The 13,346-nt window shown below is 72.4% G+C and carries 11 protein-coding genes; 7 read left to right on the top strand and 4 right to left on the bottom strand.

Translation table 11 applies throughout. From position 1 onward, the window contains the following. The first annotated feature begins 88 nt into the window (after nt 1-88). From ACWCV9_RS32310 to ACWCV9_RS32290, 5 genes are all read left to right on the top strand, one after another. A complete protein-coding gene (locus ACWCV9_RS32310; RefSeq protein WP_450791908.1) occupies nt 89-676 on the top strand; it encodes a TlpA family protein disulfide reductase in 588 nt (195 codons plus the stop codon). A gap of 1 nt (nt 677) precedes the next feature. Next, entirely contained in the window at nt 678-1,445 is a 768-nt protein-coding gene (locus tag ACWCV9_RS32305; protein ID WP_450791906.1) for a cytochrome c biogenesis CcdA family protein, read from the top strand. A 3-nt stretch (nt 1,446-1,448) separates the two neighbouring features. Continuing rightward, a complete protein-coding gene (gene resB, locus ACWCV9_RS32300) occupies nt 1,449-3,194 on the top strand; it encodes a cytochrome c biogenesis protein ResB (RefSeq protein WP_450791904.1) in 1,746 nt (581 codons plus the stop codon). Further along, nucleotides 3,191-4,279, top strand: a complete 1,089-nt coding sequence (gene ccsB, locus ACWCV9_RS32295) for a c-type cytochrome biogenesis protein CcsB (RefSeq protein WP_450791902.1) — start codon at nt 3,191-3,193, stop codon at nt 4,277-4,279. Before resB ends, ccsB begins: the two co-directional genes overlap by 4 nt. A 142-nt stretch (nt 4,280-4,421) precedes the next feature. After that, nucleotides 4,422-4,748 carry an SRPBCC family protein gene (locus tag ACWCV9_RS32290; RefSeq protein WP_385841886.1) on the top strand — a complete coding sequence of 109 codons (327 nt, stop codon included), beginning with the start codon at nt 4,422-4,424 and terminating at the stop codon, nt 4,746-4,748. Nucleotides 4,749-4,781: 33 nt separating this feature from the next. Here the strand turns inward: ACWCV9_RS32290 and ACWCV9_RS32285 are convergent, their stop codons facing one another. The 4 genes from ACWCV9_RS32285 to ACWCV9_RS32270 all read right to left on the bottom strand — a co-directional run bounded on the left by ACWCV9_RS32285 (nt 4,782) and on the right by ACWCV9_RS32270 (nt 10,677). Then, the gene (locus ACWCV9_RS32285) at nt 4,782-6,338 is read right to left on the bottom strand and encodes an ABC transporter substrate-binding protein (protein ID WP_450791899.1); all 1,557 of its coding nucleotides are present in this window, start codon (nt 6,336-6,338) and stop codon (nt 4,782-4,784) included. After that, a complete protein-coding gene (locus tag ACWCV9_RS32280) occupies nt 6,338-8,431 on the bottom strand; it encodes a hypothetical protein (RefSeq protein ID WP_450791897.1) in 2,094 nt (697 codons plus the stop codon). Before ACWCV9_RS32280 ends, ACWCV9_RS32285 begins: the two co-directional genes overlap by 1 nt. A 74-nt stretch (nt 8,432-8,505) precedes the next feature. Then, complete coding sequence (locus tag ACWCV9_RS32275; RefSeq protein WP_450791895.1) at nt 8,506-9,921, bottom strand: condensation domain-containing protein; 1,416 nt, start codon at nt 9,919-9,921, stop codon at nt 8,506-8,508. Nucleotides 9,922-10,068: 147 nt separating this feature from the next. Continuing rightward, entirely contained in the window at nt 10,069-10,677 is a 609-nt protein-coding gene (locus ACWCV9_RS32270) for a TetR/AcrR family transcriptional regulator (protein ID WP_450791893.1), read from the bottom strand. 90 nt (nt 10,678-10,767) lie between these two features. Between ACWCV9_RS32270 and ACWCV9_RS32265 the strand changes: the two genes are divergently transcribed. Beyond that, nucleotides 10,768-11,325, top strand: a complete 558-nt coding sequence (locus ACWCV9_RS32265) for an LppU/SCO3897 family protein (RefSeq protein WP_450791892.1) — start codon at nt 10,768-10,770, stop codon at nt 11,323-11,325. Between the two features lie 15 nt (nt 11,326-11,340). Beyond that, nucleotides 11,341-13,308: a serine/threonine-protein kinase gene (locus ACWCV9_RS32260; protein ID WP_450791890.1), complete on the top strand. Its 1,968-nt coding sequence runs from the start codon at nt 11,341-11,343 to the stop codon at nt 13,306-13,308. Nucleotides 13,309-13,346 lie beyond the last annotated feature (38 nt).

Below are 13,346 nucleotides of genomic sequence, written 5' to 3'. Positions count from 1 at the left end.
GTCCCGTGTAAATACGCCCTGAAATGCGGTTTTCCGCCCGGCAGGGGGGTGCGCGAGAGTCCTGGAACGGCCATGCGAAACTTTTCACATGAAAACCCGTAGCCGCGCCGTCCTGTTCAGCGCCGTGGCCGCCGTCGCGGCCCTGACCATGTCCGCGTGCGGCAGCGGCACCTCGGGCGGAGGCGGCAACACCAACTTCATCACCGGCAACAACGGCATCGACACCGTCCCGCAGGGCAAGCGCGTCGCCGCCCCCGACCTGTCCGGCCGGACCATCGACGGCAAGCGCCTCGACATCGCCGACTACAAGGGCCGGATCGTCGTCGTCAACTTCTGGGGCTCCTGGTGCGGGCCGTGCCGGGAAGAGGCCCAGTACCTCGCCAAGGTCTCCGAGCAGTACAAGGACAAGGGCGTGCAGTTCGTCGGCGTCAACACCCGGGACACCAGCACCACCCCCGCGGTCGCCTTCGAGAAGGAACACAAGATCGGCTTCCCGAGCCTGTACGACCCGAGCGGAAAGCTGATGCTCCGCTTCGAGAAGGGCACGCTCAACCCGCAGCTGATCCCCTCCACGCTGATCATCGACCGGCACGGGAAGCTCGCCGCGCGGGCCCTGGAGGCGCTCGACGACACCGCCCTGCTGAAGATGCTCAAGCCGGTCCTGGCGGAGAAGTGACGTGAGCGCACTCGTCACCCTGGCCGTCGGCCAGAACCAGACCGTGCTCCACGGCGCCCTGCTGGTCGCCGCGCCGATCGCGCTCCTCGGCGGACTCGTCTCCTTCTTCTCGCCCTGCGTGCTGCCGCTCGTCCCCGGCTACCTCTCCTACGTCACCGGGGTCGCCGGCACCGACCTGGGCGAGGCCCGGCGCGGACGGATGGTCGCCGGGGCCTCACTGTTCGTGCTCGGCTTCAGCGCCGTGTTCATCTCCACCGGAGCGCTGTTCGGCTCCTTCGGCTGGACCCTCCAGCAGCACAAGGACGTCCTGTCCAAGGTGCTCGGCGTCTTCATGATCCTCATGGGCGTCTTCTTCATGGGGCTGATGCCCTGGTTCACCCAGCGCGAGTTCCGCTTCCACAGGCGGCCGGCCACCGGCCTGGTGGGCGCGCCGATCGTGGGAGCGCTGTTCGGCATCGGCTGGACCCCCTGCCTCGGCCCGACGCTGTCCTCGGTGAACATCCTCGCCATGAGCGAGTCCAGCGCCGCGCGCGGCGCCCTGCTGATGGTCGTCTACTGCCTCGGACTGGGCCTGCCCTTCGTGCTCGCCGCCGTCGCCTTCCGCAAGGCGCTCGGCGCCTTCGCCTGGGTCAAGCGCCACTATGTCTGGGTGATGCGCATCGGCGGGACCATGATGATCGTGACCGGTGCGCTGCTGCTGACCGGCGCCTGGGACAGCCTCGTACAGCAGATGCAGACCTGGTCCGGCGGCTTCGATGTGGGGATCTGACCGATGAGCAAGACCGAAACCGACACCGCCCGCGACCAGGAGGACCTCGGCGCGGCCGGCTCCCAGCTGTCCACCGCGCCGACGGAGGAGCTGTCCGCCCTGCCCGGCCTCGGCGTCATCGGCTGGGTCCGCTGGTTCTGGCGGCAGCTGACCTCCATGCGGGTCGCGCTGCTGCTGCTCCTGCTGCTGTCGCTGGCCGCGATCCCCGGCTCGCTGATCCCGCAGTCCGGCGCCGACCTCAACAAGGTCGACGACTTCCGCAAGGCGCACAAGACGCTCGCGCCCGTCTACGACAAGCTCGGCCTGTTCCACGTCTACAGCTCGGTGTGGTTCTCCGCGATCTACATCCTGCTGTTCGTCTCCCTCATCGGCTGCATCGTCCCCCGCACCTGGCAGTTCGTCGGCCAGCTGCGCGGCCGTCCGCCGGGCGCGCCCAAGCGGCTGACCCGGCTGCCCGCCTACACGACCTGGCGGACGACGGCCGATCCGGAGCAGGTCCGCGAGGCCGCGCTCGCCCTGCTGAAGAAGCGCCGCTTCCGCGCCCATGCGGCCGGGGACGCGGTCGCCGCCGAGAAGGGCTATCTGCGCGAGCTGGGCAACCTGGTCTTCCACATCGCCCTGATCGTGCTGCTGATCGCCTTCGCCTGGGGCCAGCTGTACAAGTCCGACGGGACGAAGCTGGTCGTCGAGGGCGGCGGGTTCGCCAACTCGCTGGCGCAGTACGACGACTTCAAGTCCGGCAGCCTGTTCCGCAACGACGACCTGGTGCCGTTCAGCTTCGACCTGAAGGACTTCACGGGCACCTACGAGGTCTCCGGCCCGAACCGGGGCACCCCGCGCACCTTCGAGGCGAAGCTCGACTACAGCGTGGGCGCCTTCGGCAAGCAGAAGTCGACCACCGTCAAGGTCAACAAGCCGCTGCACATCGGCGACTCCAAGGTCTACCTGGTCAGCCACGGCTACGCGCCGGTCATCACGGTCCGCGACGGCAAGGGCAATGAGGTCTTCCACGACGCCGTGCCGCTGCTGCCGCTGGACGGAAACGTCACCTCCAACGGCGTGGTGAAGGTGATGGACGGCTACAAGAACCCCCAGGGCAAGACCGAGCAGCTCGGCTTCCAGGCCTTCTTCGTGCCGACCTTCGACCCGAAGAGCGGCACCATGCTCTCCCAGTTCCCGGCGCTGGTGAACCCGCTGCTCGCGGTGAACGCCTACCACGGTGACCTGGGTGTGGACGCGGGCACCCCGCAGAGCGTGTACCAGCTGGACAAGACGCACATGAAGGCGTTCAAGGACAGCAAGGGCCAGCTGCTGAAGAAGCTCCTCCAGCCGGGCGACACGCTGACGCTGCCGAACGGCGCCGGGTCCATCACCTTCGAGAAGGACGTCAAGGAGTGGGCCGGCTTCGAGATCGTCCAGGAGCCGGGCAGCGGCTGGGCGCTCGGCGGCGCGATCGCGGCGATCTTCGGCCTGGCGGGCTCCCTGTTCATCCAGCGCCGCCGGGTGTGGGTGCGGGCGGTGCGCGGTGCCGACGGCGTGACCGTCGTCGAGATGGCCGGGCTCGGCCGCAGCGAGTCCGCCAAGGTCCCCGAGGAGCTGGGCGACCTCGCCGGGATCCTGTACGACCAGGCGCCCGGGGCCCCCGACGATTCCGGCTCCGCACCCGACGACGACCCGGACGACGCCTCCGGCGCCTTTGCCACCTCCACCGAATCTCCCGTCGTACCTGCCGAAGGGTCTGAGAAGTGACTCTCGCCGCCGCAACCAACGAACATCTCGCGAGCATCAGCAACACGCTGATCTACTCGTCGATGGCCGTCTACACGCTGGCATTCTTCGCGTACATCGCCGAATGGCTCTTCGGCAGCCGCAGCAAGGTCGCGCGGACGGCCGCCGCGCTGACCGCGGACGCGTCGCCCGCCAAGGCCGCCAAGGGCCCGGCCGTCACCGGCCAGCAGGCCGGCGGCACGGCCGTGCTGGAGCGGCCGAAGGTCGTGGTCCGCTCGGCGTCCGGCGCGCGTGACGTGCCGGACGGTCCCGGCGCGCACGGCGGCGACGCCCAGGGCGACCTCTACGGCCGGATCGCGGTCTCCCTCACGGTCCTCGCGTTCCTGGTCGAGCTGGGCGGCGTGATCGCCCGCGCGGCCTCGGTACAGCGGGCGCCGTGGGGCAACATGTACGAGTTCAACATCACCTTCTCCACGGTCGCCGTCGGCGTGTACCTCGGGCTGCTGGCGCTGAAGAAGAACGTACGCTGGCTCGGCCTGTTCCTGATCACCACGGTCCTGCTGGACCTGGGCCTCGCGGTCACCGTCCTCTACACGGCCAGCGACCAGCTCGTCCCGGCCCTGCACTCGTACTGGCTGTACATCCACGTCTCCACCGCGATCTTCTGCGGTGCGGTGTTCTACGTCGGCGCGGTGGCCACGATCCTGTACCTGTTCAAGGACGCGTACGAGACCAAGCTCGCCGGTGGCGGCAAGCCCGGCACCTTCGCCACCTCGGTGCTGGAGCGGCTGCCGGCCTCCGCCTCGCTGGACAAGTTCGCCTACCGGGTCAACGCGGCCGTCTTCCCGCTGTGGACGTTCACGATCATCGCGGGCGCGATCTGGGCGGGCGACGCCTGGGGCCGGTACTGGAACTGGGACCCGAAGGAGACCTGGTCCTTCATCACCTGGGTCGCCTACGCCTGCTACCTGCACGCCCGCGCCACGGCCGGCTGGAAGGGCCGCAAGGCCGCCTATCTGGCGATGCTCGCCTTCGGCTGCTGGCTGTTCAACTACTACGGCGTGAACATCTTCGTCACCGGAAAGCACTCGTACGCGGGCGTGTGACCCCCTTGCCGCTCCGGCTGCGCGGGCGGCCGGGGCGAAGGGTGCCCACACTGGTGTCATGAGCGGTTCCATCGCACAGGGCACCAGTCAGACCCACGGGAACACGCACATAATCCACCTTCTGGTGCGGCTCCCGAGGTCCATGGAAGACATCTGGCCGGCGGTGGCCAGCCCCGAGGGGCTCGGGGCCTGGTGCACCCCCGTCGACGTGCTGCAACCCCGGCTCGACGGCGCGGTCACCCTGCCCGAGCTGGGCTCCGGCCGGGTGACCGCCTGGGACGTGGACCGGGTCGCCGAGTACACGGTCGGGGCGGGCGGCCGGATCCGGTTCCACCTGGAGCGCGACGGGGCCACGGAGTGTGTGCTCCGCTTCACCCACGAGTTCCAGGGCGAGCAGGCCGAGCAGACTTCCGAGGAGGCCTGGCGCCGCCGCTTCGAGCGCCTGATCGCCTGGGCGGGCAGCGCCTAGAAGCCCCCTTCGGATCCACCGGATCCACCGGATCTACGACGGCGGCAGGCAGGCCTTGTTCGGCGGCTTGCCCTCCGGCCAGGCGATCCGGACGAACCGCGCGCCGCCGTCCGGGGTCAGCTCCACGATCGGCACGGCCTTGTCGTACGGGTTGCCGTGCGCCGTCAGACAGATCCAGCCGCTCGCCCCGTTCACCCGCAGCGGCCCGTTGACATGCGGCCACTGGAGTCCGACGTCCCGCAGCTCGGGGACGTAGGCGCCGTCCGGCACCGCCTGGCGGATGCCGTCCACCGCGAGGTTCACGGTGTCGTAGCCGATGATCAGCTGTCCGTCGTCCAGGGCGACCGGGCCGATCGGACCCACCGGCTTCCGGGCGGCGGCCGCCACCAGCTTCTCCATCGTGGCGTAGTCCGCCGCCGAGCCGCCCGTCGCCGGCGGGTTCGTCCGCCAGGCGTCCGGATGGGCGAGGGCCGTGTAGCGCACCGAGAGGTTGTGCCGCAGGGCGTCCCGGTCCAGCAAGCCGTCATGGGTGAGATAGGACGCCTCGTCGCCGGTCAGTACCGTGAACCTCCGGTTCTGGCAGCCGCGTGCCCCGAGCGCGTTGATGAACTGCCGCAACTGGGTGTGCCGGCCGGCGAACAGCACCGTGTCCGTCGTCTGCGAGGTGCTGCACAGCATGGTGGTGATCTGCCGGAAGGTGTTCGGGGTGGTGCCCTCCTGGCTGCGGTCGGCGGGCGGGGTGAACAGCTGCGCCCCGTACGGCGAGCCCTTGATCAGCGCCTGGAACGAGTTCTTGAGCGTCTCGGTGTACGGGTCGCCCGGCTTGTCGTACACCAGCACCGCCCGGCCCGCGTTCACCTTGGCGAAGGAGGCCAGCGCCCGGGCCTCGTCGGTGTTGGTCGGCGACACCCGGGCCAGACCGGGGAAGGGGTCCTTGTCGTGCTGCCCGTTGGCGAGGTCGTCGGCGGAGATGGAGGAGCCGATCACCGGGACGCCCTGCCGCGTCAGGGCCCGGACGACCGCCTTGCCGATGTCGGTGCTCTGCCCGATCCCCGCGACCGCCCGCAGCCGGTCCGCGCCCCGGGCCATGGTCACCAGCTCGTCCACCGTCCGCTGCCAGGGATGCGAGCCGTCGTCGGCCGTCCCCTGGCTGGCCAGCACCAGCCGGATCTGCGGAGTCTGACCGTTCGCCCGGTGGTTGGCCTGGTACTGCGCCAGATAGGCGCCCTGGAGCTGGTGCCGGATGTCCGTCAGGCTGGTCGCGGAGGTCGCGGTGTACGGCAGCATCATCGCCACCGTCACGTAGCTGCCCTGCTTCAGCGTGGCGTTCTCGTCCGCGATCGCCTGGGCGACGGGCCGCAGCGTGGGCTGCCCGAAGTCGTACGGCTCCGGTCCCGTCGCCACGCCCACGCACTCGTCGCCCGCCGCGGCCCGGCTCACCCCGGGCGCGCACGACAGGTCCTCGTGGGTGAGCGCCCGCACCGCGAACACCACCCCGGCCACCAGGGCCGCCGCCACCAGCAGGGCGAGCACACGGCGCAGCGGGATCTCCCACACGCTCTCCCGCAACCAGGTCCCCACACGTGCCATCACGCCTCCCCGCGGTCGTCGTCCGGCCCGTCCCGAAGCTCCTCGGGATCCTCCATCGGGCGCCCGGCCAGCGCCGCCGCCGGCCAGTCCCGGGACGCCCGCCACAGCAGGGCGTTGCCCGCGGGGCGCAGATTGGACAGCTGCTCCAGCTCGAACCGGAGCCGGTCGCACACCTGCGGGTCCGGCAGCACCAGCGGATCGCCCAGCTGCCACACCGCGTGCAGCAGCCGCCGTATCCGCAGGTGCAGTACGGCGTCCACGCCCTCCGGCACCGGCCGGCCGGCGTCCGTCCGGCCGAGCGCCACCGCCGCCCGCCGGTCCCCGCGCCCGGTGAAGTCGCGGCCCTCGGCGTCGTGTGCGTGGAAGTACGGCGCGGACGCGACGAACCGCAGGGTGCGCAGCCACTCCCCGGTGTCCGCGGTCGGGAACGAGTCACGCAGCTCGGCCACCGCCGGCTCGGTGACACCGAGGGCCAGCTCGTGGTGGAGCCGGTACCGGGCGTCCTCGGCCTCGGTGTAGTGGGTGATCAGCGTCTCGTGCGCCTTCCGCCACATCCCGTGGTCCGGGTCGGTCAGGTGCAGCCGCAGCAGCAGCAGGGTGCGCACGAACGGGTCGCCCACGAACTGCCCCGGCACCGCCGGCAGCCCCTCCTCGGCCAGCAGCGTCTGTATCTCCCGCACGCTCGCCGGGCCGAAGGTGTCCGGCAGCAGCGCCGCCGCCAGCGCACTGGCCGAGCCGTGGTCGTGCGCGGCGGCCAGCACGGTCAGCTCCGCCAGCCGCTCGGCCGGCACCAGCCGGTCCAGCAGCGCCTCGTAGGCGGGGACGGCCGGCCGGTCCTCGGCGGGCCGCACCGGCGCGGTGAGCAGCTCGCCCAGCGAGGACACCCCGGGCAGGTGCTGCGCGGCCGACTCGGCGATCAGCTCGATGCCCAGCGGATTGCCGCCGGTGAGCCGGTGGATGGCGTGCGGCAGCTGGGGCGGCACGGCGGTGTCCGCGCAGACCGCGCCGACGATGTGCAGGGTGTCGTCCGGGCTCAGCGGCGGCAGCGCCACCACCAGCGCTCGTGCGGAGGGCGCCGCGTCCGGCACCCAGTCGGTGCGCCGGGCCACCTCCGCCAGCTGCCGCCGGGCCGCGCCGGGCAGCTCCTCGCGGGCCTCCCCGCGCCGGGCCGCGACGAAGACCACCTGGTCCCGCAGGCCCTCCGCGCGGTCCCGCAGCACCGCCGCGGTCAGCCCGGGCCCCGGCGCCGACCGGGCCTCGTCCAGCAGCACCAGCGGCCGCCCGAGCCGCTTCATCCGCGGCAGCACCCCCTGGTACGCCTCCGACAGGTCGGTCAGCAGCGCCCGCACCAGATACCGCTCGGCGTGCTCCCGCGAGGTGCCGCCCGCCCGGAAGTGCCCGGACAGCAGGATCAGCCCCCGCTCGGCGTTGCCGCCCGCGTTCGGATACGTCCGGTACCACACCGACGCCTTCTGGTGCCGACGGCTGGTGAAGCCCTCCGCGACCGACTCCAGGGTCGCCTCGATCGCGCCGGACACCAGCGGCCCGGTGCCGGTGGCCGCCGCGACCACCTTCGCCGCCACCTTCCCGGCCCAGCGCCCGGCGAAGCCGCTGATCCACGACCCGCTCTCGTTCAGCAGCAGGATCCGCTCGACCTCCCGGCGGATCCGCTCCCCGTCCGCGTCGCCCCAGCCGCCCGCGGCCACCGCGACCAGGCCCGACATCAGCCGCGGGAAGGTGATCCGCCCGGCACCGGTCACCGGCGCCGCCAGCTGCTCGGCGATCACCAGCAGCCCCTGGGCGAGCGGCGACCACGACTCGGCGGGCCGGTCCGCGGGCGGCCGCGCGAACTGCGGCTCCGCGCAGTCGACCAGCGCCACCGGGGTGTGCCCCCGGTAGGCCTCGCGCAACTCCGCGAGCACCGCGCTCTTGCCGAGACCCCGGGCCCCGGTCAGCACCACGAAGGGCGGCTCCTCGGGATGCTCGTACGGATGGGCCCGGTGATGACCGGGCCGCAGCCCCACCAGGCGCGGTGCGAGACCCGCCGGATCCACGTCGAACAGGGCCCCGCGCCCGTGCAACCCTCTGTGCACCGCATCCCCTCCCCCTCAACGGCAGTGTAGGAAGGGGAAGTTGTATCGGACCAGGGCCAGTGATGTCCGTTGGATTACGAAACCGCCGGAAGCGCTCCGTCCGCCAGGGCGGCGATGTGGTCGCGCAACCGCTCGACGTACAGCCGCATGTTCTTCGCCGCCACATCCGTGTCCGGGTAGCGGCTCGCCAGCCACAGCCCCTCGGGCATCCGGTTCACCCACACGCACACCTGGTCGCCGTACGACACCCGCAGCAGCGCGTGCGCCCGCTGCTCGGCCCACCGCTCGGCGCCGGGGACGGAGCGGGTGTCGACGTACGACACGATCGAGTACAGGTCGGGGGAGGTGGGCCGGAAGTCCGCCCCCAGCAGGCGCAGCACCCGGGCCAGCGGCATCCGGGACAGCGGCCGGGCCGCCCGCAGCTCGTCCCGGACCGCCCGCATGGCGTCCCGCAGCCCCGTCGTGCCGTCGACGGGCACCTCGATCGGGGCGCCGCCGACGTACCAGCCGACCGAGTCGCTCCACCGGGACTTCACCCGGGTGTGGAACGGCACCACCGTCCGGTACACCGGCTGCCCACCCAGCTCGTGCACGATCAGCCCGGTCGCGGCCAGCAGCCCGACCTGGCTGCCGCCGTAGGGACGGCAGTACGCCTCGAACGCCGCCGCCTCCGCCGCGTCGGCCAGCGGCTCGCACAGCATCCGCTGGCGCGGCAGCGGGCCGCCCGGCTCCAGGCCGAGGTCCACCGGGAAGCTCGGCAGTCCGCCGTCGCAGCGCCGGATGAACTCGCGCCAGCGGGCCACGATCGCGTGCTGCGCGTCGATGCCGTCGGCGTCCGCACGCTCCAGCTCGCAGAAGTCGACGTAACTCGCGGCCGGGGCCCGCTCCTCGGGCGCCCGCCCGGCCAGCCCCGCCGCGTACAGCTCGCTCACCTCGGCGGCGATCCGGGTCAGCGAGTAGGCGTCGACATTGCTGTGGTCGAACGCCATGTAGACGCTGGTGTCGTGCTCCCGGACCACCGCCGTGTAGATCAGATTCGGCCAGTGCAGCGCGTCCGCGACGGTGTCGAAGCGGTCCTGGAGATGCCGGACCAGGCCGTCCGCGTCGGGGAAGTGGCCGGCCTCCTGCCGGTGCAGCAGGACGGCGTCGGCGTCGAGCGTGAACCGGCGCAGCTCGTCCCCGCCGGGACCCGCCCAGCGGAAGCCGCTGCGCAGCGTCTCGTGCCGTACGGTCCAGGCGCGCAACGCCTCCTGGAGCACGTCGAGGTCGACCGGACCGGGCAGGTCGAAGGCGGTGCCGAGCCAGGTCGGCACGAACAGGCCGTCATCCCGTACGCACTTGGCGGTCCGGATGTGCGACTCCTGGATGTAGGCAGGCGGCCGGGAGTCCTCCGGCAGCGCGGTCGCCGCCGCGACGGTGGCCGGGCTCAGCGTCCACTCGACGAGCCGTCCCGGCCGGACCTCGCAGCGCTGGATGTCAGTGATTCGCACGCCTCTCCTATCGCAGAAGGGGCCCCTGGCTGGATGTGGGCCCCCTCAAGGCAATGCCGTGGGAGGCGGCGGGGACATGCCCGTCCGGTTCATTTCCACTCAACGGGTGGCGGGGCGAACGCGGGGCTGATTAACCGACGGTGGCGCTCACCCCTCCGCCGCCACCGCCCGCCAGATCCGCTCCGGCAGCAGCAGCGCCGCCTGGTCGAGATCCACGGCGTCCGGGGCGTCCGCGCCGGACAGGTGGCGGCGGGCGACCGCGGTGACCGGGCCGAGGATGAGCGCCTCCAGCAGCGGCGCCGGGAGCGGGGCCAGCTCTCCTGCGTCGACGTACGCCTGCGCCCACTGGGCCAGGGGGGACAGCCGGGCCTCCTGGGCGTCCCGGAGCCGCCGCCCGTCGGCCATGCCCTGCCGGTCGGCGTAGGCGGAGTGCAGCAGCCGGCCGGCGTCCGGGTGGTCCTGGACGAAGCGCAGATAGGCGCCGACCAGCGCGCGGATGCCGGTGTGCGCCGTGCGCGTGCCCTCCAGCGCCTGGACCAGGTCCCCGAGCAGCCGCTCCAGCCACCGCATCACCAGCGCGTTCATCAGTCCGTCGATGCTGCCGAAGTGGTGGTAGAGGCTGCCCAGGCTGACCCCGCTGGCCCGGGTGACGGCGCCCACGGTCAGCCCCTGGTCACCCGCCTCGGCGTACACGCGCAGGGCGGCGTCCAGAAGGGTCTCCACGGTTGCTTCACCGCGTTGCTGCTTTCGGCTCATAGTGGAATGCTTTTCTAGAACGGTATTTTAGAAACAGTGGTCCGCCGTCGCGCCGCCACCGGTGCACATCCTCACACCCAGGAGCCGCCCATGTCCTCGCCCACGCCCCCCGAGTCGAAGAGACCGGGCATGGCCTGCCTGGGCGTGCTCGGGGTCATCGCCTTCGTGGTGATCCTCCTGGTGGTGGTCAACCAGGGCGGGAACGGGGACGGTGCGTCCGACGACGCCGGCACGTCCCCGTCGCCGTACACGCTGACCAGCGGCCCGTACACGCCGAGCAGCGAGCCCAGCGATGCGTACAGCAGCGACCCGTACCCCAGTGACCCGTACTCCAGCGACCCGTACTCCAGCGACCCCTACAGCAGCCCCACCCCGGAGCCCAGCCCCTACACCTCCGGCACCTGCCTCAACGGCACCCTGCCCGACTCCACGACCGCCCAGTCGGTCAGCGGCGTGGACGAGGTCTCCTGCTCGGCGTCCGACGCGCACTACAAGGTCATCGAAACCATCCCGCTGACCTCGGACATGAGCCGCTGCAACGCCAACCCCCGTACGCAGTACGCCTTTTCCTCGCGCTACACGCTCAACGGAGCCACGGTCAACGAGTACGTTTACTGCCTCGTGGGACTCGGGTCCTACGCGCGCTGAGCCAGGGGGAGAAACGTGAACGGGGAAAACGGGGAACTGCACGGGGTGGAGCCGCTGGAGGCCGACGACCCCCCGCGGATCGGGCCCATCCCGCTCGTCGGCCGGCTCGGGGCCGGCGGCATGGGGCGGGTCTACCTCGGTGTGCACGAGGGGCGGTACGCCGCCGTCAAGCAGGTGCTGCCGTCGGTCGTCGCCGAGGACCAGGACTTCGTCCGCCGCTTCGGCCACGAACTGGACAACCTCGCCCGGCTGCCCGCGGACGCCACCGCGCCGCTGCTCGCCGGGGACCGCGACGCCCGGCCGCCGTGGTTCGCCACCGCGTACGTGCCCGGCCTGACCCTGCGCGAGGCCGTCGAGGCGCACGGCGGGCCGCTGCCGGCCGAGTCGCTGTGGCTGCTGCTGCGCGAGGCGGCGGCGGGGCTGGCCGCGGTGCACGCCCTCGACATGGTCCACCGGGACATCAAGCCGTCCAACGTCATGCTGACCCTGGACGGGGTCACCCTGATCGACTTCGGGGTCGCCCGGGCGGCCGAGCAGAGCCAGCTCACCCGCACCGGGATGGTGGTGGGCACCCCGGCCTACATGTCCCCCGAACAGGCCTCCGGCGCCCGGCGGCTGACCGGCGCGGTGGACGTCTTCGCGCTCGGCTCGGTGGTGGCCTACGCGGGCTCCGGCCGCCCGCCGTTCGGCGAGGAGTCCGGGCACGGGGTGCTGTACCGGATCGTGCACGAGCAGCCCGACCTGGCCGAACTCCGGGAGCTGGACCCGGCGTTGGCCGATGTGGTCGCCGACTGCCTGGACAAGGACCCCGAGGGCCGGCCCACCGCGGCGGAGCTGGCCGAACGGGCCGCCACCCGGGTGCCGTCCGCCGACCCCCTGTGGCCCGCCGCCGTCACCGAACGCCTGCGCACCCGGGCGGAGTTCGCCGCGCGGGTGCCCGAGGTGCCGCCCGTCACCGCGGAGGAACCGGCCGGGGAGCCGGCCGAGGAACCGGCCGCGGGGGAGAAGGGCAAGGCGCCGGAGCCCGAGCCCGAGCCCGGGTCCGGGCCGGAGGTCGTCGTGCGGGGCGGGGCGGTACGGCCGGAGCGGCGCCGCCGTACCCGGGTGCTCGTGGGGGTCGTACCGATCGTGGTCGGTGCCGGCGTGGCCACCCTCGCCTTCCAGCTGGCGCCGTACGTCCGCGACAGCCACCGGGACGGCAGCGCCGGCCGCCCCGGACCCTCCGCCGCCGTGACCGCCGAGCCCGTGCCCGGCGCCTCCTCCGGGAGCCCCTCGGCCGCGTCACCGAAGCCGAGCGGGAAGCCGGGCGGTAAGGCGAGCGGCAAGGCGTCGGCGTCCCCGGCGGGCGCCAAGAAGGGCGGCGACCGGACGGCGGGTCGGGACCACCGGGGCGGCGGCGGGTCAGGCGGCACGAGCACGACGGACGGCGGCTCCGGCACGGGTGGTGGGACGAGTACGACCGGCGGCTCGGGCAGCACAGGGGGCACCATCGGAGGCTCCACCGGCGGAACCAGCGGGACCGGCGGGACCGGCGGGACTGGCGGGACCGGCGGCAGCGGCGGCTCCACCGGCGGTTCGACCACGGGCGGCGGCTCCACCGGCGGCGGCGGTTCGACCGGCGCCAGCCCCTTCCGGCTGAAGAACGGCGAGAACGACAAGTGCCTGATCCAGGTCTACGGCTCCACCGGCTTCGGTGAGTGCACGGCCGCGTCCGCCCGCTGGACCTTCCGCAGCGCCTCCGACGGCACCGTGAAGGTCGTGAACGTCTCCACCGGCTCCTGCCTGAGCGCCAACGGCAAGAACCAGGCCGTCTTCGTCGGCGACTGCGCCCAGGGCGGCAGCAACCTGCGCTGGCGCACGGGGTCCGGGAACTCCCTGAGCACCGCCTACGACGGCGGCTGCCTCGACATCGCCTTCGGCGGCGGAGTCGCCGAGGCGACCTGCTCCTCCGGTACCTCCTCCCAGAGCTGGGCCAGGATCTGACCGACCGCCCTGACCTGGGCTCATCGGCACCGCCGATG

The organism is Streptomyces sp. NPDC001606, assembly GCF_053596835.1.
The sequence above is the reverse complement of the archived record's forward strand: the minus strand, read 5'-3'. Positions and strand labels throughout refer to the sequence as shown.

Excerpts from the sequence above, each read along its gene's own strand:
- ACWCV9_RS32310 (WP_450791908.1), top strand. The coding sequence starts at position 89 with ATGAAAACCCGTAGCCGCGCCGTCCTGTTCAGCGCCGTGGCCGCCGTC.
- resB (WP_450791904.1), top strand. The coding sequence starts at position 1,449 with ATGAGCAAGACCGAAACCGACACCGCCCGCGACCAGGAGGACCTCGGC.
- ACWCV9_RS32290 (WP_385841886.1), top strand. The coding sequence starts at position 4,422 with ATGGAAGACATCTGGCCGGCGGTGGCCAGCCCCGAGGGGCTCGGGGCC.
- ACWCV9_RS32285 (WP_450791899.1), bottom strand. The coding sequence starts at position 6,338 with ATGGCACGTGTGGGGACCTGGTTGCGGGAGAGCGTGTGGGAGATCCCG.
- ACWCV9_RS32270 (WP_450791893.1), bottom strand. The coding sequence starts at position 10,677 with ATGAGCCGAAAGCAGCAACGCGGTGAAGCAACCGTGGAGACCCTTCTG.
- ACWCV9_RS32265 (WP_450791892.1), top strand. The coding sequence starts at position 10,768 with ATGTCCTCGCCCACGCCCCCCGAGTCGAAGAGACCGGGCATGGCCTGC.